The sequence below is a fragment of the Streptomyces sp. NPDC006872 genome (assembly GCF_040635845.1).
Lineage (GTDB): Bacteria > Actinomycetota > Actinomycetes > Streptomycetales > Streptomycetaceae > Streptomyces.
On sequence record NZ_JBEYIL010000025.1, the window covers coordinates 116,750 to 137,174 of the forward strand.

The following is a 20,425-nucleotide window of genomic DNA, read 5'->3' on the forward strand; positions in this document are numbered from 1 at the left end:
CCATCCGGCGGCGTGTCCCGCACAGACCTGGAGCGTCGTGCGGAACGACGGCGCTGTGCGGAACGAAGGCACCGTGCAGAACCGAGGCGCCGTGCAGAGCAAGAGCGCCGTACAGCGGGAGGAGCGCGCTCAGTTTCCGTCGGGGCGCTGCCGGCGGCCGCCTCCGGACGCCCGCCGGGGAAGCCGCCGCGGCCGGACCTCCTCGGCCGGAGCCTCCTGGGCGGACCGCGCCCTGGCCGACTCGTCCTGCCACGCCTCGAAGTCCGTGAACGCGTCGCCGGAGTCCATCAGGCCCAGAGCCGCCGCGCCGCCCGGGTACCGGGACGCCGGGACGGTCTTGACGAGCGCCAGGGCCAGGGTGTCGGAGTCGGGCTGGGCGTCGGGCGAGCGATGGGCGATCGTGTCGGGCAGCATGACGAGGGACGTCGTGCCGGACTTCTCGCCGGACGGGCGCAACTGGACGCGGATGCCGTGCAGTTCGGCGAGTCTGCCGACCACGAACAGTCCCATGTGCTGGGAGATGTCGACGTCCACGGTCGGCGGGTTGGCCAGCTTGTGGTTGATGACCGCGAAGTCGTCCGCCTCCAGCCCGATGCCCTCGTCATGGATCTCGATCATGATCCGGCCGTCGGGGAGCCGGACGGCGGTCACCCGCACCTCCGAGCGCGGGGAGGAGAACACGGTGGCGTTCTCCAGCAGTTCGGCGAGCAGATGCACCAGGTCGGTCACGGCCCGGCCGTGGATCTGGGCCTCCGGGATGCCGGCGAACCGGATGCGCTCGTACTGCTCCACCTCCGACGAGGCCGCGCGCAGGACGTCGACCAGGGGAAGGGGCTGGTTCCACTGCTGGGCGGGCTTCTCGCCGCCGAGCACCAGGAGGTTCTCGCCGTTGCGGCGCACGCGGGTGGCGAGGCTGTCCAGCCGGAAGAGGTTCTCCAGCTGCTCCGGGTCGGTCTCGTTGTCCTCCAGGCTGGTGATCAGGGCCAGTTGACGCTCGATCAGGGACTGGCTGCGGCGCGAGAGGTTGGTGAAGATCGCGTTGATGTTGCCGCGCAGCAGGGCCTGCTCGGCGGCGAGCCGGACGGCCTCGCGGTGGACGTGGTCGAAGGCCCGGGCGACCTCGCCGATCTCGTCGGTGGTGTTGATCGCGATCGGGGTGACCCGGGTGTCCACCTGGCCGGGGTCGGTCTGCGACAACTGGTCGATCAGGGCCGGCAGCCGCTGGCCGGAGATCTCGATCGCGGAGGCGCTGAGCCGGCGCATGCCGGTGCTCATCGTGCGGGCCACCCAGGAGGCGAGGAGGAACGCGGCGAGCACCGCGGCGAGCACGAGCGCGGCGTTGACGATGGCGTCGCGGCGGGCGTCGTCGGCGATGTCCTGGGCGCTCGCGAGCGCGGAGTCGGTGAGGTTCACCTGAATGCCGCGGTAGGCGTCGAAGCCCAGGGTGGACGCGCCGAAGAACGACTCGGGGGTGATGCCCTGCTCGGCCAGTTCGGTGGCCGGCTTCCCGGTGGCGATCTCGGTGATCATCTCGTCGATGGCGGGCGGGGTGACGAACGTCTGCCCCGCCGCCTCGGCCTTCGCGGCGGCCTCGGCGGTCTGCTGCTTCCCCTTGGCCTCGGCGTCGGCCAGCGCCTGCTGGAGCCGCGCCATGTCCTCGGTGGTGCCGGCGCCCGCGAACTCCTGGAGGCCGACCTGCTCCAGGTAGGCGTAGGAGCGGAACGAGGCGAGCTGGGCCTGGAGTTCGCCTTCGGCGAGGCTGTCGCGGTCCTCCACCAGCAGGTGTGTGCCGATGGACCGGATCAGGGACTCGGCCGCCTGGGTGAGGGAGATGGTGTAGAGCGTGCGGCCGAAGCTTGCCTGGTTGGTGCTGCCGTAGCCCAGTTCGTTCGAGATCTCCATCAGGGGGTGCTGGATGGTGTGGTAGCTCTCCTCGGTCTGCACCCCGGACATCCGGGAGGTGAACGCGGCGCTCCGCACGGCGGTGAGCTGCTTCTCGCCGTTGCGCACCAGCTCCACGCGGCGCAGGAGTCCGGGGTTCTTCGGTATCCGGGTGACCGCCGCGTCGAACGCCTTGGCGTCCGCGTCGGTGACCTTCCGGGCCTGGACGACCGTGTCCGTCGCCTTCTTCTCCGTGACCAGCGGGATGACCGAGACATCGCGCTCGTTGATCGCGTCACTCGCGTATTTGTTCGCCGCCTGGACCAGTTCGGCCACGCGGACCGCGTCGTCGGCGTCCTGCCAGGTGTCGACCGAACGTTTCACCCGCACACCCCCGAGCACGAGGGCGACGAGCACCGGGATCAGCAGAACGGCCCGCAGCCGCCTGCCCACGGGCCAGTTGCGGGTGAGGGACCTTCTCCGTCCCTCCGTTGTGGGTGAGTTGTTCGGCACGCTTGTCCTATCGCCTCTGGATCCCCTCGCGCATGACGCGCCGGCACCCCTCAATACGACGCGTCGACGGCGCCGCGTTCAGTTGCGTTCAAAAAAGTGGTGCAACTTTCACCAAAACGATCGGGGGCCACACTACGCCGAACGCCCGCCGAGGGGCACCCCGGTCAAGCCCGTCCGTGGGCCTCCTGGGTGCGGCGTGACAGTGCGTCGATGACGACCGCGGCGAACAGCACCCCGCCCGTGATCACGAACTGGACGGCCGGGGGAGTGTCGGTGATGGCCATGCCCGAGGCGATCGACTGGATGACCAGCATGCCGAGCACCGCCGACCAGGTCGTGCCGCGCCCGCCGAACAGACTGGTGCCGCCGATGACGGCCGCCGCGATGGCGTTGACGAGCAGCACGCCCGAGCCGGAGCTCTGGCTCACGGAGGTGATGCGGGAGGCGAGGAACAGACCGCCGATCGCGGCCATCGTGCCCGAGGTCGCGAGCACCGCCGTCTGCACCCAGGTCACGTTGAGGCTGGCGCGGCGGGCGGCCTCGATGCTGCCGCCGAGCGCGTAGACCTGCCGTCCGTAGCGCGTGCGGCGGAGCAGTACGTCGAGGCCGGCCACCACCGCCAGGAAGACGAGCAGGGCGAGCGGCAGGCCCTGGAAGCGGTTGAGCAGATAGGCGATGGTGAACGCGACCGCCGCGAGACCGCCGGTGCGCACCACGATGTCGCTCAGCGAACGGTGCGGCATGCCGACGGCCCTGCGCCGCCGCCGGTCCCGGTCGGAGACGAGGAAGACCGCGCCCACGGCGAGCGCCGCCAGGCCGTAGGCGACGGCGTCCTGGGTGAAGTAGTAGCTGGTCAACCGGGCGACCAGCCCGTTCTCGTCGAGGTTGACGGTGCCGCTGTCGCCGAGGACGGCGAGCATCAGGCCGTTCCAGGTGAGCAGCCCGGCGAGCGTGACCACGAACGCCGGCACCCGGGTCCTGGCGATGGAGTAGCCCTGGACGGTCCCCGCCACGGTGCCCGCGAGCACCGCGACGATCAGCGCGAGCCACTCCGGCACCCCGTTGTTCACGTTCAGCACCGCGAACACGGCCGCCGCCAGGCCGCTGACCGAGCCGACGGACAGATCGAGCTCGCCGAGCAGCAGCACGAAGACGATGCCGACCGCGATCAGACCCGTCCCCACGATGTCCACGCTGAGGTTGGACAGGTTCCGGGGCGAGAGGAAGTTCTCGTTGAGGGACTGGAAGGTGATCCAGACGACGGCCAGGACGAGGACCACGGGGAGCGATCCCAGTTCACCGGCGCTCCACTTGCGCCGGAAGACCGCCACCCCGCTCCGCACGCCACGGACGACGGCCCGCATGCTCATTCCCACCCCGCCTCCCGGGCGGCCGGCCGGCGGGGGGCGTTCTCCGTGGCGCCGGTGATGGACGAGATGATCTGCTCCTGCGAGGCGGTGTTCACGTCGAAGAAGCCGTTGTTGCGCCCCAGGCGCAGCACCGCGGCGCGGTCCGCGAGAGCCTTCACGTCACCCATGTTGTGGCTGATGAGCAGGACGCCCAGACCGCGGTCGCGCAACCGGTCGACGAGGTCGAGGACCTCGGTGGTCTGCTCGAAGCCCAGCGCGGCGGTCGGCTCGTCCAGCAGGAGGACCCGCGGGTCGCCGAGGAGCGAGCGGGCGATGGCCACCGTCTGCCGCTGCCCGCTGGAGAGCGAGACGACGGGGCCGCGCAGATCGGGCATCCCCTTGGTCAGCCGTTCCAGCAGCTGCCGGGTGCGGCGCTCCATCTCCATCTCGTCGAGGAACCCGAACCTGCGGATCTCCCGGCCGAGGAACAGGTTTCCGACGACGTCGAGGTTCCCGCACAGCGCGAGGTCCTGGTAGACGGTGGCGATGCCCAGGTCCCGGGCGTCGTGCGGGCGTCTGATGTGGACCGGCCGGCCCTGCCACTCGATGACGCCCCGCTCCGCCGGGGCGACCCCGGAGATCACCTTGACCAGGGTCGACTTGCCGGCCCCGTTGTCCCCGAGGAGCGCGACGACCTGGCCGGCGTGGATCTCCAGCTCGATGTCCGTGAGGACCTCGACGACGCCGAAGCGCTTGCACACGCCCCGCAGCGCCAGCAAGGGAAGACCCGGCACGGAGACCAACTCCTTCCCGAGGGCGGGCCGATGCGGCGTCGGACGAGTCAGGGTCGGATGAGTCCGGATCGGGCGAGTCCGGATCGGGCGAGTCCGGATCGGAGGATTCCGGGTCGGAGGATTCCGGGTCAGATGAGTCCGGCCTTGGCACAGGCGGCCCGGAGCTCGGGAGTGCAGATCTGCCGGACGGTGTGCAGGCCGTCCTTCACGACGGTCTGCGCCATGTTGTCGACCGTCACCGACACCGGGGTGAGCAGCACGGACGCGACCGCCTCGCCGCCGCGGGTCGGCACCTCGCCGGTGGCCACCGGGTCGAGGCTCTGCCCGCGGGCCGCCGCCACGGCCATCGCGCCGCCCGCGGCAGCCTCGGGCCCGAACGGCTTGAAGACCGTCATGTACTGCTCGCCGCCGACGATCCGGCGCAGCGCCGAGAGCTCGGCGTCCTGCCCGGTGACCGGGGGCAGCGGGGAGACCTTGTTGGCCTTGAGGGCGGCGATGCTCCCGCCGGCGAGGCCGTCGTTGGCCGCGTAGACCCCGTCGATGGCGTCGGCGCCCAGCGCGGCGAGGGCCCCGGACATGTTCATGTGCGCGGTCTCCGCCCGCCATTGCGGGGTGTCGTAGGCCTTGCCGATCCGCACCTTCCCGCTCAGCACCGACAGCGCGCCCTTCTCGAACGCCTTGGCGTTCGGGTCGCTGGGATCGCCGTTCATCATGACGATCTGGGCGCCGGGCACCTTGTCGCCCATCGCCGTCAGCAGGGCCCGGCCCTGGAGCCGGCCGACCTCCACCCCGTCGAAGGAGACGTAGCCCGAGATCGGGCCCTCGGCGAGCCGGTCGTAGGCGATGACGGGGATGCCCGCCTCGTGCGCCTTCGTGACCGCCGGGCGGAGCGAGCGGGCGTCCACGGCCACCAGCACGATGGCGTCGACGCCCTTGGTGACCATGGAGTCCATCTGTTCCTGCTGGAGGGCGACATCGCCCTTGGCGTTGGTGTTTTCGACCACGCAGGTGTCGCACAGCTCCTCGATCCTCTTCTCCAGCAGGGGTCTGTCCTGTGCCTCCCAGCGCGCCGTGGTGGCGTCCGGCAGCAGCAGGCCGATGCGCGGTCCCTCCTCCCCGTCGGAGTCGGTCCCGGCACCCGCCCCGCAGGCCGCCAGGACGACCGCGGTGGAGAACGCGGTCACCGTGGCGGCTGTGTCCCGTATGCAGGCCTTCATCTGCGATACCTGTCATAGATGACAATAAGGTGGATATGTCTGGTTGATCCGTATATGCGATTCTGGTGGGTGGGTGCGTCGATCTCAACCGGTCGGCACCTGCGGCAGGACGGGAGGTACGTTGCGGACATGCCTCGACCGGGCCCTGGCCTTCGCCGGAGTGATACTGGCAGCGGTCTACGCGCCCAGTGCCGGCACCGAAGAGCTTCGGTTGGTGGACGCGTCCGGAGGCACCCCTTCCGGAGCGGGCCCGCCGGAGCGCCTCCCCCTGTCCGGTGACTCGCCCGCGGCCCGCGCCTTCCGCACCGACCACCCCCTCTGGCTGACCCCCGAGGCCCCGGCCGACGCACCTTCCCTCGGCGCGCTCCCCCTCGGCCCGCAGGGCGGACGCCTCGGCTGCCTCCTGGTCCTGAGCGCCACACAGGACGGCTTCGAGAACGAGCAACGCCGCTTCCTCGAGCGATACGCCGACGCGGTCGCAGGCCTCCTCCAGCCGGGCGCCGACCCACCGACGCCGACGCCGCTGCTCGGCCCCGCACTGCGCAGCCTGCGCGTCGGCTCCTTCGTCCTCGTCCCGGACACCGGCCTCATCGACGCCGACGACACGCTGCTCGAACTCGTGGGCATCACCCCGGACGACTTCGACGGCAAGGCCGACACCCTGCTCTCCCATGCCCTCCCCGAGGACATGCACGCCCTCATGTCCGTCCTGGAGCCCTCCGACGAGGCCTCCGGCCGACGCGACCTGGAGTTCCGGGTGCGCGGCCCCGCCGGCGAGATGCGCTGGCTCAGCCTGAGCTGCCGGGTCGCCGCGGGCGCCGCCGACGGACCGGAACAGCTGATCGGCGTGGTGACGGCCACCCCCGTCCTGCGCCGCGGCGGCGACGACGTCTCCAGGATCCAGTGGCTCACCGCCGCCCTCGACGACGCCGCGACCGTCCGAGACGTCGGCCGCGTCGTGGTCGCCGCCCTGCGCGAGCCGCTGGCCGCCGACCGCGTGGCCCTCGCCGCACTGCAGGACGACCGCCTCATGGTCACCGTCCTCGACCCGCCCCAGCCCACCGCCTGGCCGCCGACCTGGCGCTCCGAGTGGCGCACCGAATGGCCCGACGCATCCCTGCGCGCCCTGCCCACCCTCCAGGCCGCCCTGCGCGACGGCCGCATGGACCTCTGGCCCGCCGACACGCTCCTCGAACCCGGCCTGGCCGGCATCGGCACCGGCGGACTCGCCGTCCTGCCGCTCCCCGCGAAAGGCCAGGTCGCCGGAGTCTGCCTGGTCGGCTGGGACCGACCGCACGACTTCGCCCCCGAGGAACGCTCCCTGCTCACCGCCACCGCCGCCCTCGTCGGCCAGGCGCTCAAACGCGCCCACGCCCACGACGCCGAGCAGGAACTCGCCACGATGCTCCAGCGCAGTCTGCTGCCCCGGCGGCTGCCCGAACTCCCCGGCGGCACCGCCGTCGCCCGCTACCTGCCCGCCCGACGCGGCCTCCAGGTGGGCGGCGACTGGTACGACGTCATCGCCCTCTCCGAGGACCGGGTCGCCCTGGTCATCGGAGACGTCCAGGGACACAGCGCCGGAGCCGCCACGATCATGGGCCAGATGCGCACCGCGGTCCGCGCCTACGCCATGGAGGGCCACCCGCCCGACGTGGTCGTCTCGCACGCCAACCGGCTCCTCGTCGGCATGGAGACCGACCTCTTCGCCACCTGCTGCTACGCCGAACTCGACATGGAGGAGGGCAACACCCTCTTCGTCCGCGCCGGCCACCTCGCACCCATGCTGCGCCTGCCCGACGGCGCCACCGAGGAGGTCGAGGTCGCGGGCGGACCCCCGCTGGGCATCCTCGCCGAGGCCGAGTTCCCCATGACGGCCGTCGAACTGGCCCCCGCCACGGTCCTCGCCCTGGTCACCGACGGCCTGGTCGAGGCCGCCGACCTGCCCCTGGACGAGGGCATGCACCGCACCCGCGTCGCCCTCGCCGCCGCCGACCCCGGCGACCTCGGCAAGATGGCCGACGAACTCCTCGGCGACGCCGGCCGCCGCGAGGACGACGTGGCGCTGCTGCTCCTGCGCTACGACGGCATGAAGACCCGACCCATCCGGGCCGGCTGGATGGTGTGGCGGCTGCCCGACGCCGTCATGCACGCCCGCCGCTTCACCGCCCGCACCCTGCGCCGCTGGAGCATCCCGGAGACGGGCGACGCCGTCCTGCTGGTCGTCTCCGAACTCGTCACCAACGCCCTCGTGCACACCCAGGGCCCGGTCCGTCTCGACCTGACCCTGCGCGGCGACCGGATCCGCGTCTGCGTCAGCGACTCCTCGCCGCGCGCACCCGCCAAGCCCGTGATCGTCGACTGGGAGGCCACCGGCGGCCGCGGCCTGCTGCTGGTCGAGGCCATGTCGGAGTCCTTCGTCACGATCCCCGTGGCCGGCGGCAAACAGGTGTGCAGCGAGATCGCCGTACCAGGGGGAGAGCCGTGAAGAACCGTCCGAACCGTCGCAGGCACCTCGTCGCCGCGCTCGTCGCGGCACTCATGGCGCTGCCCCTCGCCGCCTGCGGCGGAGACCAGGAGCCGACCGCGGGAGAAGGCTTCACCGTCGGCCTGCTGCTCCCCAGCCGCGCCGTCCCCCGCTGGGAACACGCGGACCGGCCGCTGATCCAGTCGAAGGTGAAGACGCTGTGCCCCGCCTGCACGGTGGAGTACGCCAACGCCGAGAACGACGTGACCAGACAGCGACAACAGCTGATGTCCATGGTCACCAAGGGCGCCGAGGTCCTGATCCTCGACGCCGCCGACACCCGGGCGATGCGCTCCTCGATCCAGGAGGCGCGCCGCGCGGGCGTCCCCGTCATCGCCTACGACCGCCTCGCCGAGGGCCCCATCACCGGCTACGTCAGCTTCGACGGCCGCCAGGTCGGCCGACTCCAGGGCGAGGCGCTCCTGAAGGCCATGGAGCAGCGGAACGAGGGCCGCGACATCGTCATGGTGAACGGCGACCCCACCAGCCCCAACGCGGCCCTGTACCGCAACGGCGCGCTGTCCGTCCTCGCCGGCAAGGTGAGGATCGGCAGGTCCTACGACACCCTGGACTGGAGCACCCAGAACGCCCACACCAACATGTCCGCAGCCATCGCCGCCCTCGGCCCGGACCGGATCGACGGCGTCCTGGCGGCCAACGACTCCATCGCGGCCGGCGTCGTCGCCGCCCTCAAGAGCGCCGGCGTCACCGACTTCCCGCCCGTCACCGGCCAGGACGCCGACCTCGACGCCGTGCGGCGCATCGTCAAGGGCGAGCAGTACATGACGGTGTACAAACCGTTCGAGAAGGAAGCGGCCGCCGTCGCCGCCATGGCCGTCGCCGCCGGCCGCGGCGAGGACCCCCGCGGCAACGCCACCACGACCGTCGACAGCCCCACCGACGAAGACATCCCGGCGGTCCTGCTCACGCCGGTCGCCGTGACGGTCGACGACATCGAGCCGATCCTCGTCGAGGACGGCCTCTACACCGTCGCCCAGATCTGCACCCCGCACCTCCGGGCCGCCTGCGACCGGGCCGGCCTCACCCCGTAGGCCATCGGCGTCCGGGACGTCAGTGCTGGTACGGCTGCTGCTGCGGCTGCCCGTACGCCTGGCCGCCGACGCCGCCCGCGCCCTGCGCCAGCAGTTGGTCGGCCTGCTCCTTCGTCACCTTCTGCTCCGCACCGCAGAACGTGCACTGCGTCGCGTACTTCGTCGAGATCGGGAACAGCGGCACGAAGAACAGCGTGAACTTCGTGACCCGCTTCCTGAGCGTGTGCGCGGAAGGGTTGCCGCAGTGTCCGCACACCAGCGTCAGTATCGCCAGCTGGTAGAGGTATCCCTTGGTGCCGAAGATGATCACACTGCACTTCTTTCTGGATGATGGTCCGAAGAGCGATTGTCCGCACGGCACAGTCTGGTGCATACGGCGTCACTCGCGTGAGCCGCAGGCGGCTCCAAGCCCTGCGCCACGCGGGCGACCTCCCGGCCGCGACTGCGGCGGTCGCAGCCAGCGCACAGCCATGGTCGTCTGGCCGCCGCACCGCGGCGCTTTCCGCTCCCCTTCAAGGAGAGGTCCATGCCCCGACTCACCCGGTCGGCGGGCGTCACCGCCGCCGTTCTCGCCCTGAGCCTGCTGGCCACGGCGCCCGCCTCGGGCGGCGAGCCGCCCGTCACCGATCCACGCGTGGTCGCCCACTTCGACTTCGCCGCAGGACAGACACCGGAGAACATCGCCCTCGAACCCGATGGCTCCGCCGACCTGACCTTCTCGAACGCCAGGCAGGTCGCCAACATCAGCCGCACCCGCGGGACGCGCATCCTCGCGACGCTGCCCGCCGTGGCCAACCCGCACACCCCCGTCGTCGGCGCGGCCATCGTCCTCGGCATCGCCCGCGCATACGACGGCACCCTCTACGTCAACTACGCCACCGGCACCAGCGAGACCGGCATCTGGCGCATCCCCCGCGGCGGCGGCACCCCCCGACAGATCGCACAGCTCCCGCCGAACGGGTTCCCCAACGGCCTCGCCCTCGACGAACGCCGAGGCGTGCTCTACGCGGCGGACTCGGTGCTCGGCACCGTCTGGCGCGTCCCGAGCTCGGGCGGCACACCCACCGCATGGGCCGTCGGAACCGCCCTCCAACCGGTCACCGCGACGCACTCGGACGGTCGCCCCGCGGCCGGCGTCGGAGCCAACGGCCTCAAGTTCCACCGCAACGCCGTCTGGGTGTCCAACTCCGCCACCGGCACCCTGCTGCGCATCCGGGTACTCCAGAACGGCTTCCCGGCCCCGATCCAGACCCGGGCCACCGGGCTGTACGGGATCGACGACTTCGCCTTCGTCGAGCGCCACCGCGACACCGCCCTCGTCGCCCTGATCGGCGGCAACCAGGTCGCCCGCGTACGCCCGGACGGCACCCACACGGTCGTCCTCACCCGACAGGACGGGCTGTCCAACCCCACCTCCGTGGCCGTACGCGGCCGCACCGCCTACGTCCCCAGCGCGGCGTACTTCACCCGGCAGGACCCCAACCTGCTCCTGGCCACCGTCCACCAGCGGGCCCGCCGCTAGCCGATCGGTCCGTGGATCGGCGATGCACGAAGGCGTGGCCCCGGGACCGCAGACGGTCACGGGGCCACGCGGGGGAGCGGGTTACAGGCCGACCGCGGCGCTGTGCAGGTTCTTCGCGGCCAGGGCGAGCCCCTCGGTCTGCGAGTAGGCGGCGTCCTCGTGCTCGATGTTCACGGCCATGTCCGGGTCGATCTCGGCGAGGGCGCGCAGGAACTCGGTCCAGAACGGGACGCCGTTGCCGTTGCCGACGGCGACGAACTTCCAGGCCGGGTTCTCCGGCCAGGCGTTGCACCAGAAGCCGTAGCCGGTGGGCACCTTGCCGGGGTCGTCGGAGGGCACCCGGGTGAACGAGGTGTCCAGCACCCCGCGGATGTCGGCGCCCGGGCAGAGCGTCGCGTCCTTCGCGGCCGCGTGGAACACCAGCGGGCCCAGCCACTTGATGGACGCGATGACGTCCATGCCCTGCCACATCAGGTGCGACGGGTCCATCTCCGCGCCGACGTTCGTCAGACCGCCCGCGTCGACCAGCCGCTTCAGGGTGACCGGCGAGAACACGATGTTGTGCGGGTGCATCTCGATGGCGACCCGGACGTCGTTCTCCCGGGCCAGCGCGTCGATCTCCTTCCAGAACTCGACGGCCACGCCCCACTGGTAGTCCAGGACGTCCATGTAGACGCCGTCCCACGGGTTGACGACCCAGGACGGGTACTTGGCGTCGGGGTCGGAGCCCGGCGTGCCGGACATGGTGACCACGTGCTTCACACCGAGCAGACCGGCCAGCCGGATCGTGCGCCGCAGATCGTCGGCGTGCTTCGGGCCGACGCCGGGCAGCGGGTTGAGCGGGTTGCCGTTGCAGTTGAGCCCGGTCAGCTCCATCCCGCGCTCGGCGAAGGTCGCCAGGTACTCCTCGCGGGCGGTGGCCGAGGACAGCAGCAGGTCGACCGGGCAGTGCGGGGAGGGGATGAAGCCGCCGGTGTTGACCTCCACCGAGGTCAGACCGTTCTCCTTGAGGACGTCGAGGGCCTCGGTGAGGGGCCGGTCGTGCAGACAGGCGGTGTAGGCGCCGAGCTTGAGGGCCATGTGGGTGCTCCTTGGATGCGTGCGGGACGTCAGGCGACGGGCGGAACGGCGACGGCCGCGCCGTCGTTGCGGGCGGAGGCGACGACGGCCTGGATGATCTCCATCGTCCGCAGCGCGTCGGCGAAGGTGGCGCAGGCCGGCAGCGGCTCGGTGACGCCGGCGACCTGGTCGAGGAAGGCGCGGGCCTGGTAGGTGAAGTTGTCGGCGTTGCTCGCGCCGACACCCGGCGCCTCCATCGGGACGCCGCCCGCGAAGTACGGCAGGTTCGGGCCCACGATGATCTGCCGGGCGCCGCGCGTACGGGCGTCGGGCTGGGCGTCGTCGAAGAGGTACTCGGCGGGCCGGTGCTGGTCGAACGCGGCCCGGCCGCCGACGCCCAGGACGTCGAAGGCGAGCCCGTTGGGCAGACCGAAGCCGGTGCGCGTCACCGAGAAGGTGCCGACCAGGCCCGAGGCGAAGGTGGCGGTGAAGGACGCGGTGTCCTCGTTCTCCACCTCGCCGAACTCGTCGGAGACGGGAGCGGCGTTGTGCCCGACGACCGCGCCCAGCGGCAGCGGACGCTTGGCGATCTGCGTCGAGAGGACGGCGCCCGAGACGGACACGATCGGACCGGCGACGTACTCGGCGGCGTCGATCACGTGCGAACCGACGTCACCGAGCGCACCCGAACCGGCGTCGCCCTTGAAGCGCCAGCTCAGCGGACCGCGCGGGTCGGTCGCGTAGTCGCACCAGTAGCGCCCGCTGAACAGGGTGAGGTCACCCAGCTCACCGCGCTGCACGTGGTCACGGATGCCGGCGATGCCGGGCGAGCGGCGGAAGGTGTACCCGACGGCCGTCACGACCTCGGCGGAGCGCTCCAGCTCGGCCATCGCGCGGGCGTCCTCCAGCGAACCGGCCAGCGGCTTCTCGCACAGCACGTGCTTGCCCGCGGCGACCAGCGCCTCCGCGATCGGGCGGTGCAGGGCGTTGCCCACGACGATGCTGACCGCGTCGATCGTCGGGTCCTCGACGACGGCCTCCCAGCTCGGGAGCGCCTTCTCGAAGCCGTAACGCCGGGCGGCGTCCTCGCCGAGCGCCACGTTGGCATCGGCTATCGCTGCCAACCGCACCGGCGGCAGACCGGCGCCGAAGACGGTGTTGACGTTGCGGTATCCGGCGGCGTGGCTGCGACCGGCCATACCCGCGCCGATCACGGCGACGGAAAGGGGCTTGCCCGAGGTGGTCATGGTGGTGCCTTTCGAAAAGTCCCGGTGGGGAATCTCAGTTGGAGGTGGGGAAGTTGAAACCGGCGGTGACCTGCTGGGCGGGCTGCGGCCAGCGGGTGGTGACCACCTTGGGGCGGGTGTAGAAGCGCAGGCCCTCGGGACCGTGGATGGGGGAGTCGCCGATGAGCGAGTCCTTCCAGCCGCCGAAGGAGTAGTACGACATCGGGACGGGCACCGGCACGTTGATGCCGATCATGCCGACCTTGATGTTGCGCTGGAAGCGACGGGCGGCCTCGCCGGAGGCGGTGAACAGGGCCGTTCCGTTGCCGTAGGGGTTGGCGTTGATCAGATCGATCGCCTGGTCGAGGGAGTCGGCGCGGACGACGGCCAGCACCGGGCCGAACAGCTCCTCCTTGTAGGCGTCCATCTCGGTGGTGACGTGGTCCAGGAGGGACGGGCCGGTGAAGAAGCCGTCCTCGTGTCCGTCGACCTTGAGTCCGCGGCCGTCGACGACGACGGTGGCGCCCTGCGTGGCGGCGACGCCGACGGCGTTCTCGACGCGCTCCTGCGCGACCTTGGTGACCAGCGGGCCCATGTCGGTGCCGGCGACGTCACCGGGACCGACCTTGATCTCGCGGGCCTTGCGCTCCAGCACCTCGACCAGGGCGTCGGCGGCGTCGCCGACCGCGACGGCCACCGAGACGGCCATGCAGCGCTCGCCGGCCGAGCCGTAGGCGCCGGCGGTGATGTGGTTGGCGGCGAACTCCAGGTCGGCGTCGGGCAGGACGACGGCGTGGTTCTTGGCGCCGCCGAGGGCCTGGACGCGCTTGCCGTGGGCGGTGGCCTGCTCGTGCACGTACTTGGCGATCGGCGTCGACCCGACGAAGGAGACGGCCTCGATGCCGGGGTGGGTGAGGATCGCGTCGACGGCGGGCTTGCCGCCGTGCACGACGTTGAAGACGCCGTCGGGCAGACCGGCCCGCTTGTACAGCTCGGCGACGAAGTTCGCGGCGGACGGGTCGCGCTCGCTCGGCTTCAGGATGAAGGTGTTGCCGGTCGCGATGGCCATCGGGTGCATCCACAGCGGCACCATGGCGGGGAAGTTGAACGGGGTGATGCCCGCGACGACGCCGAGGGGCTGGCGGAAGTTGTGGACGTCGACGCCGCGGGAGACCTGGTCGGAGAAGGAGCCCTTCAGCACGTCGCCGAGGCCGCAGGCGAACTCGACGACCTCGCGGCCGCGGGTGATCTCGCCGCGGGCGTCGTCGACGGTCTTGCCGTGCTCGGCGGAGATGATCCGGCCCAGCTCCTCCTCGTGCTCGACGAGGAGCTGCCGGAAGGCGAACATGACCTGGGTGCGCTGGCTGAGCGAGGACTCCGACCAGGTCTCGAAGGCGGCCGTGGCGGCGGCGACGGCGGCGTCCACGTCCTGGCTGCCGCCGAGGACGACGCGGGCCTGCTCGGCGCCGGTGGCGGGGTTGAAGACGGGGGCGGTCTCGGTGCCCTCGACGGGTGAGCCGTTGATCCAGTGGGGGATGGTTGTCACGTCAGGGGTTCCTTGTCAGAGGTAGTGGCGCTGGTTCTGCTTGTGGGCGGCGTAGGTGTCGTGGGCCGCTTGGGTGGTGTCGAGGGCGGAGACCTCGCTGACGGGGACGTCCCACCAGCCGTGGCCGGGCGGGTTGGGTCCGTAGAGGTCGGTCTCGACGTGCACGACGGTGGTGCGGGTGGCGGCCTTGGCCTTCTCCATCGCGGAACGGAACTCCTCGACGGTGGCCGCGTGCAGGACGTCCGCGCCCAGACTCGACGCGTTGGCGGCGAGGTCGACGGGGAGCACCTCGCCGTCGAGCCGACCTGAGTCGCCGTTGCGGTAGCGGTACTTGGTGCCGAAGCGCTGTGAGCCCAGCGACTCCGAGAGGGCGCCGATGGAGGCGAAGCCGTGGTTCTGGACGAGCACGATGATGACCTTCAGGCCCTCGGAGACCATGGTCACGATCTCCTGAGCCATCATCAGATATGAGCCGTCGCCGACCAGGACGACGACCTCGCGCGACGGATCGGCCATCTTCGCGCCGACGCCGGCGGCGACCTCGTAGCCCATGCAGGAGTAGGCGTACTCGACGTGGTAGGCCTTCGGATCGCGGGCCCGCCACAGTTGTTGCAGGTCGCCGGGCATGGATCCGGCGGCGTTGATGACCACGGCCCGGTCGTCGAGGACGTCGTTGAGCGCGCCGAGGATCTGCGTCTGGGCGGGCAGGTCGCCGGTGTTGCGGTCCGGGGCGAAGCACTCCTCCTCGATCTCCCGCGTCCGGGCGATGAGTTGACGGGTCTGCCTGCGGTATTCGTCGGAGACTTCCCAGCCCGTCAGTGCTTCTGCGAGGGCCTGGATCCCGAGCCGGGCATCCGCGACCAGCGGCTCGGCCGAGTGCTTGACGGCGTCGAGGCGGGCGACGTTGAGGTTGACGAAGGCGACGTCGGGGTTGCCGAAGACGGTGTGGCTGGCGGTGGTGAAGTCCGAGTAGCGGGTGCCGATGCCCAGGACGACGTCGGCCTCCTTCGCCAGCTCGTTCGCCGCGTAGGACCCCGTCGAGCCGATGCCGCCGACGGCGTAGGGGTGGTCCCAGGCGACGGCGCCCTTGCCCGCGTGCGTGTCGGCGACCGGAATCCCGGTGGCCTCGGCGAACGCGCGCAGCACGGTCTCGGCGCCGGAGTAGACGGCCCCGCCGCCGGCCACGATGAGCGGCTTCTTCGCACCCCGCAGCAGCCGTGCGGCCCGCTCGACGGCGGCTGCCTCCGGCACCGGGCGGCCCACGTGCCACACCCGGCGCCGGAAGAACTCGACCGGCCAGTCGTGGGCCTCGGCCTGCACGTCCTGGGGCAGGGCGAGGGTGACGGCGCCGGTCTCGACGGGGTCGGTCAGCACCCGCATCGCGGCGAGGGCGGCCGGGATGAGCTGCTCGGGGCGGGAGACACGGTCGAAGTACTTCGACACGGCGCGGAAGGCGTCGTTGACGGTGACGTCCCCGCCCCGGCTGTCCTCCAGCTGCTGGAGCACCGGGTCGGCGGCCCGGGTCGCGAACATGTCGGACGGCAGGAGCAGGACGGGGAGGCGGTTGGTGGTGGCCAGCGCCGCACCCGTGATCATGTTCGTCGAGCCGGGACCCGTCGACGCCGAGCAGGCGAAGGCGGCCAGCCGGTCGCGCATCTTCGCGTAGGCGACGGAGGCGTGGACCATGCCCTGTTCGTTGCGGGCGAGGTAGTAGGGCAGGTCGGCCTCGCCGGTGGTGGCGGCCTGGAGCAGCGCCTGGCCGATGCCGGCGACGTTGCCGTGCCCGAAGATGCCCCACACCCCGGGGATGAGGCGCTGTTCCTGGCCGTCGCGCTCGCTGTACTGGTTGGCGAGGAAGCGCACGAGGGCCTGGGCGGTGGTGAGTCGGACGGTGTTCATTGCGCGTTGGGTCCTTCGAAGGGCAGCCGGTCGTCGACGTCCTGGGTCTTCCAGGTGTCGCGGACCCAGCCGTGGGCGGGGTCGTCGCAGATCAGCCAGGCGCGGTCCTGACCGGGGCCTGCCATGACGTTGAGGTAGTAGAGGTCGTAGCCCGGCGCGGCGACGGACGGCCCGTGCCAGCCGTGCGGGATCAGCACGGTGTCGCCGGAGCGGACCTCGGCGAGCACGTCGATCGGCCGCTCGGGGGTGCCGTAGACCCGCTGGTAGCCGAAGCCGTTCCCGTCCCCGGAGACCTCGAAGTAGTAGATCTCCTCCAGCTCGGACTCGGCGCCCGGCCGTGCCTCGTCGTGCTTGTGCGGCGGATACGACGACCAGTTGCCGCCCGGCGTGAGGACCTCGCACACCAGCAGCTGCTCGGCCTCGAACGTGCCCGGCAGGCAGTAGTTGTTGACCTGCCGCGAGCACGCCCCCGCACCCCGCAGCTCGACGGGGACGTCCTCCTTGCGCCCGTACCGGGCGGGCAGGCCGCCTCGCTCGGTACGGGCGGAGGGCAGCGCGAAACGACCTCCGTGCGCGCTGCTGATGAGGGCCTCCGACTCGCGCGGCACATACGCGAAGTCGGTTGCCGAGGCGAACACGCCCGTCCGGCCTGCGAGTTCGAAGGCCTTGCCGTCCGTGGTGACGGTGCAGGAGCCCGTCAGCGGCAGGACCAGGAACTCGCAGTCCCCGGTGGACAGGGCATGCGCCTCACCCGGTCCCAGGGTCAGGATCCTGAGACCGGAGTATCCCCAGCCCGCCGACTCCGGCGTGACCAGGACGTCGTAGGGGCCGTCGGCCGAAGTCCCCTTCGGCTGGTAGTACTTGCCGCTCACAGCAGGCTCACCGCCTTGTCCACCGCACCGGCCACGTCGCCGCTCGCGGGGTAGAGCAGGGAGCGGCCGACGACCAGACCCTGCGCGGTGGGCTGCTTGAGCGCCTTCCCCCAGGACGCGAAGGCGGCCTCCGCGTCCTTGACCTCACCGCCGAGGAGCAGCGCAGGCAGCGTGGAGGAGGCCAGGACGCGCTCCATGTTCTCCACCACCGGCAGCTTCAGCCAGGTGTAGGCGGTGCTCCGGCCCAGTCCCGAGGCGATGGTCACCGACTTGACGACCGCGTCCGTGGACAGGTCGTTGCGGATCCTGCCGTCCTGCCAGGAGGACAGGAACGGCTCGACCATCGCGATGAGCCGGCGGTCGTTGAGCTCGTTGACCGCCTGCGCCGTGTCGAACAGCACGGACGGCGTCGCCGGGTCGTCGAGGGCGATGCGGGTGAGCATCTTGCCGCCGTCGAAGCCCATCGCGGCGAGCGTGGCGGCGTCGTAGCCGGTGAACCGGTCGTCGATCTCGAACACCGAACCCGCGAGCCCGGCCCGGTTCATCGAGCCGAAGACGCTCTTGCCGTCCAGGACGCCGAGCAGCAGCAGGTCCTCGAGTATGTCGGCCGTGCCCAGCACACCGGTGACGCCCGGCCGCTCCAGCGCGACGCACAGCCGGTCCAGCAGCTCGAAGCGGTCGGCCATCGCGTTCGGGTCGCCGCCGACGCCGTTGGCGCCGCGCGCCGGATGGTCCGCCGCGACGATCATGGCCTTGCCGTGCTCGCCCAGCAGCGAGGTGGCCTTCACCCGGCGCGCGGCGGCGGCCGCGATGGCGCCGGGGTCGCCCACCCGGGCGGACACGATCCGGCTCACGTTCTCGGACAGCACGTCGTCACGCCTTTCGTTCGGAGGAGGCGAGGGACGCCTCACGGAGCTTGGTGTCGACCTCGGCCTCGGTCGGCATCGCCTCGGAGCAGGCCAGCCGGCCCGCGACGATGGCGCCGGCCGCGTTGGCGAAGGACACGGTGCGACGGGTGTCCCAACCGGCCAGCAGGCCGTGGCAGAGCGCGCCGCCGAACGCGTCACCGGCGCCCAGCCCGTTGACCACGTCGACCGGGACCGGCGGGATCTCGACGGCCGAGCCGTCCCGGTCCATGGCGAGCACGCCCTTCGGCCCCTGCTTCACCACCGCCAGCTCCACACCCGCCGCCAGCAGCGCCTTCGCCGCCGCATACGGCTCCCGCTCACCGGTGGCCACCTCGCACTCGTCGAGGTTGCCGACCGCGACGGTCGTGTGCCGCAGGGCTTCCTTGTAGTACGCCCGCGCCTCGGACGGGTCCGACCAGAACATCGGCCGCCAGTCGAGGTCGAAGACGGTGGAGCCGGACTTGGCCCGGTGCGTGAGGGCGGCCAGCGTGGCCGAACGGCTCGGTTCCTCGCTCAGCCCGGTCCCGGTGACCCAGAAGATCCGCGCGTCCCGCACCGCGTCCAGGTCCAGTTCGCCGGGCTCGATGTCCAGGTCGGGAGCCTTCGGCAGCCGGTAGAAGTAGAGCGGGAAGTCGTCCGGCGGGAAGATCTCGCAGAACGTCACCGGCGTCGGCGCGATGTCCGACGTCCCCACATAGCGGCTGTCGACGCCGTAGCCGGTCAGGGCCGTACGGACGAACTCGCCGAACGGGTCCCGGCCCGTCTTCGTGATCACGGCTGCCGAGCGGCCGTACCGGGCGGCGGCCACCGCCACGTTCGTCGGGCTGCCGCCGAGGTACTTGCCGAACGAAGTGACCTCCGCAAGTCCCACGCCTGTCTGGAGTGGATACACGTCCACCCCCACGCGACCCATGGTCAGCACTTCGAACGGCATCTCGCTGGTTTCCTTTCGGTGGTGACTGTTAAAGCGCTTTAAGAAAAGCGCGGCCGACGCCCGTGCTCACGAGCCGGCACAGGGGGGGGCGGCTACTGCCCCGCGGACAGGTACTCGTCGATCTTCCGGCGCATGAACACCGAGGATTCCTTCGCCCGTTCCTCCCAGGCGAAGACACAGGCCGTCAGCGTGCCGTCGAAGCCGTTCGCGCGCAGCTCGCGGAAGAGCTCGTCGAAGTCGACCTCGCCCTCGCCCATGTCGAGATGCTGGTGGATACGGGCCGTCGTGCCCGGCGGGTTGAGGATGTAGCGGTTGCCCGAGGACGCCGTGTGGTCGAAGGCGTCGGCCAGGTGGACATGGGTGAGCAGGTCGCCCGCGTACTTGATGATGCCGGGGGCGTCGTTTCCGATGTGGAAGGTGTGCGGGGCGCAGTACAGGAAGCTGACGCTGGGGTGGTTGATGCCGCGGATCAGGTTGACGGCGTCGTAACCGTTCTCGATGAAGTCGTCCGGATGCGGCTCCAGGGTGAGCCGGATGCCCTCCCGTTCGAACACCGGCAGCAGCTCGTCCAGCGACTTCCAGAACTGGGCCTCGCTGCGGTCCGAGTCCTCGGGCCGCCCGTTGAACTCCGAGATGATGCTGTCCACGCCGAGGTCCGCGGCGATCTGGATCGACCGCTTCCAGTACCGTACGGCCGCCTGCCGGGCGTCCTCGTCGGGGCCGGACCAGCGGAACAGCGGCAGCAGGGAGGAGATGCCGACGCCCGCCGTGTCCAGCGCCTTGCGGAAACGACGCACGGTGGCGTCGTCCACGCGGGGGTGCCGGAAGAACGGGATGAAGTCCTCCCGAGGGGACAGCTCGATCCACTCGTAGCCCAACTCGGCCACCACGGCGGGGAGTTCGAGCAACGGCACGTTGCGGATCATGTAGGGGTCGAGGGCGATCTTCACGACGGGTTGCCTTCCGGTGTGTCGGTAGTCGGGTCGGTTGTCGGTCAGGAGGTCGGGGGCGCGGCCACGGCGTCGGGGAGCTTCTCGACGTCGACGCCTCGGACCTGGGCCAACTCGTGCTTGAGGGCGGCGAGTTCGGTGCCGCCGGCCATGTGGTTGGTGAGCTCTTCGAGGCTGAC

Annotated in this window: 16 protein-coding genes and 1 pseudogene; 3 read left to right on the forward strand and 14 right to left on the reverse strand. The window is 71.2% G+C overall.

The genetic code is table 11. The features are described 5' to 3' along the window. Positions 1 to 129 precede the first annotated feature (129 nt). The 4 genes from ABZ725_RS46505 to ABZ725_RS46520 form a co-directional block, all read right to left on the reverse strand. Positions 130 to 2,334, reverse strand: coding sequence for a nitrate- and nitrite sensing domain-containing protein (locus ABZ725_RS46505; protein ID WP_358808418.1), 2,205 nt, complete (start codon positions 2,332 to 2,334; stop codon positions 130 to 132). A 224-nt stretch (positions 2,335 to 2,558) separates the two neighbouring features. Next, complete coding sequence (locus ABZ725_RS46510; protein ID WP_358808438.1) at positions 2,559 to 3,758, reverse strand: sugar ABC transporter permease; 1,200 nt, start codon at positions 3,756 to 3,758, stop codon at positions 2,559 to 2,561. Positions 3,759 to 3,760: 2 nt separating this feature from the next. After that, on the reverse strand, positions 3,761 to 4,537 hold the full coding sequence (locus tag ABZ725_RS46515; RefSeq protein WP_358808419.1) for an ATP-binding cassette domain-containing protein: 777 nt from the start codon (positions 4,535 to 4,537) through the stop codon (positions 3,761 to 3,763). A 128-nt stretch (positions 4,538 to 4,665) separates the two neighbouring features. Next, a complete protein-coding gene (locus ABZ725_RS46520; protein WP_358808420.1) occupies positions 4,666 to 5,754 on the reverse strand; it encodes a substrate-binding domain-containing protein in 1,089 nt (362 codons plus the stop codon). Between the two features lie 121 nt (positions 5,755 to 5,875). Here ABZ725_RS46520 and ABZ725_RS46525 point away from each other — a divergent pair, with 121 nt between their 5' ends. Further along, entirely contained in the window at positions 5,876 to 8,239 is a 2,364-nt protein-coding gene (locus ABZ725_RS46525; RefSeq protein WP_358808421.1) for a SpoIIE family protein phosphatase, read from the forward strand. Positions 8,240 to 8,292: 53 nt separating this feature from the next. Further along, entirely contained in the window at positions 8,293 to 9,330 is a 1,038-nt protein-coding gene (locus tag ABZ725_RS46530; protein ID WP_358808439.1) for a substrate-binding domain-containing protein, read from the forward strand. Between the two features lie 19 nt (positions 9,331 to 9,349). Here the strand turns inward: ABZ725_RS46530 and ABZ725_RS46535 are convergent, their stop codons facing one another. Beyond that, on the reverse strand, positions 9,350 to 9,640 hold the full coding sequence (locus tag ABZ725_RS46535) for a zinc-ribbon domain-containing protein (RefSeq protein ID WP_358808422.1): 291 nt from the start codon (positions 9,638 to 9,640) through the stop codon (positions 9,350 to 9,352). 216 nt (positions 9,641 to 9,856) lie between these two features. On the opposite strand from ABZ725_RS46535, the gene ABZ725_RS46540 reads away from it, so the two are divergent. After that, on the forward strand, positions 9,857 to 10,852 hold the full coding sequence (locus ABZ725_RS46540; protein WP_358808423.1) for a hypothetical protein: 996 nt from the start codon (positions 9,857 to 9,859) through the stop codon (positions 10,850 to 10,852). Between the two features lie 81 nt (positions 10,853 to 10,933). Here the strand turns inward: ABZ725_RS46540 and ABZ725_RS46545 are convergent, their stop codons facing one another. From ABZ725_RS46545 to ABZ725_RS46585, 9 genes and pseudogenes are all read right to left on the reverse strand, one after another. Beyond that, a complete protein-coding gene (locus tag ABZ725_RS46545; RefSeq protein ID WP_358808424.1) occupies positions 10,934 to 11,932 on the reverse strand; it encodes a sugar phosphate isomerase/epimerase in 999 nt (332 codons plus the stop codon). Positions 11,933 to 11,961: 29 nt separating this feature from the next. Continuing rightward, positions 11,962 to 13,158: a Gfo/Idh/MocA family oxidoreductase gene (locus ABZ725_RS46550; protein ID WP_358808425.1), complete on the reverse strand. Its 1,197-nt coding sequence runs from the start codon at positions 13,156 to 13,158 to the stop codon at positions 11,962 to 11,964. A gap of 34 nt (positions 13,159 to 13,192) precedes the next feature. After that, positions 13,193 to 14,683 (reverse strand): CoA-acylating methylmalonate-semialdehyde dehydrogenase, encoded by a 1,491-nt coding sequence (locus ABZ725_RS46555; protein ID WP_358808426.1) that lies wholly within the window; start codon positions 14,681 to 14,683, stop codon positions 13,193 to 13,195. 15 nt (positions 14,684 to 14,698) lie between these two features. Continuing rightward, positions 14,699 to 16,582 carry a 3D-(3,5/4)-trihydroxycyclohexane-1,2-dione acylhydrolase (decyclizing) gene (iolD, locus tag ABZ725_RS46560; RefSeq protein WP_358808427.1) on the reverse strand — a complete coding sequence of 628 codons (1,884 nt, stop codon included), beginning with the start codon at positions 16,580 to 16,582 and terminating at the stop codon, positions 14,699 to 14,701. Continuing rightward, positions 16,579 to 17,454 (reverse strand): 5-deoxy-glucuronate isomerase, encoded by an 876-nt coding sequence (gene iolB / locus ABZ725_RS46565; protein WP_358808428.1) that lies wholly within the window; start codon positions 17,452 to 17,454, stop codon positions 16,579 to 16,581. The genes iolD and iolB overlap by 4 nt, the downstream gene beginning before the upstream one ends. Then, positions 17,451 to 18,323, reverse strand: a complete 873-nt coding sequence (locus ABZ725_RS46570) for an aldolase (RefSeq protein ID WP_358808429.1) — start codon at positions 18,321 to 18,323, stop codon at positions 17,451 to 17,453. The genes iolB and ABZ725_RS46570 overlap by 4 nt, the downstream gene beginning before the upstream one ends. 4 nt (positions 18,324 to 18,327) lie before the next feature. Beyond that, complete coding sequence (iolC, locus tag ABZ725_RS46575) at positions 18,328 to 19,296, reverse strand: 5-dehydro-2-deoxygluconokinase (RefSeq protein WP_358808430.1); 969 nt, start codon at positions 19,294 to 19,296, stop codon at positions 18,328 to 18,330. A 92-nt stretch (positions 19,297 to 19,388) separates the two neighbouring features. Next, positions 19,389 to 20,246, reverse strand: coding sequence for a sugar phosphate isomerase/epimerase (locus ABZ725_RS46580; protein WP_351921098.1), 858 nt, complete (start codon positions 20,244 to 20,246; stop codon positions 19,389 to 19,391). A gap of 44 nt (positions 20,247 to 20,290) precedes the next feature. After that, positions 20,291 to 20,425, reverse strand: a pseudogene (locus tag ABZ725_RS46585) (sugar ABC transporter ATP-binding protein); the annotation flags it as partial.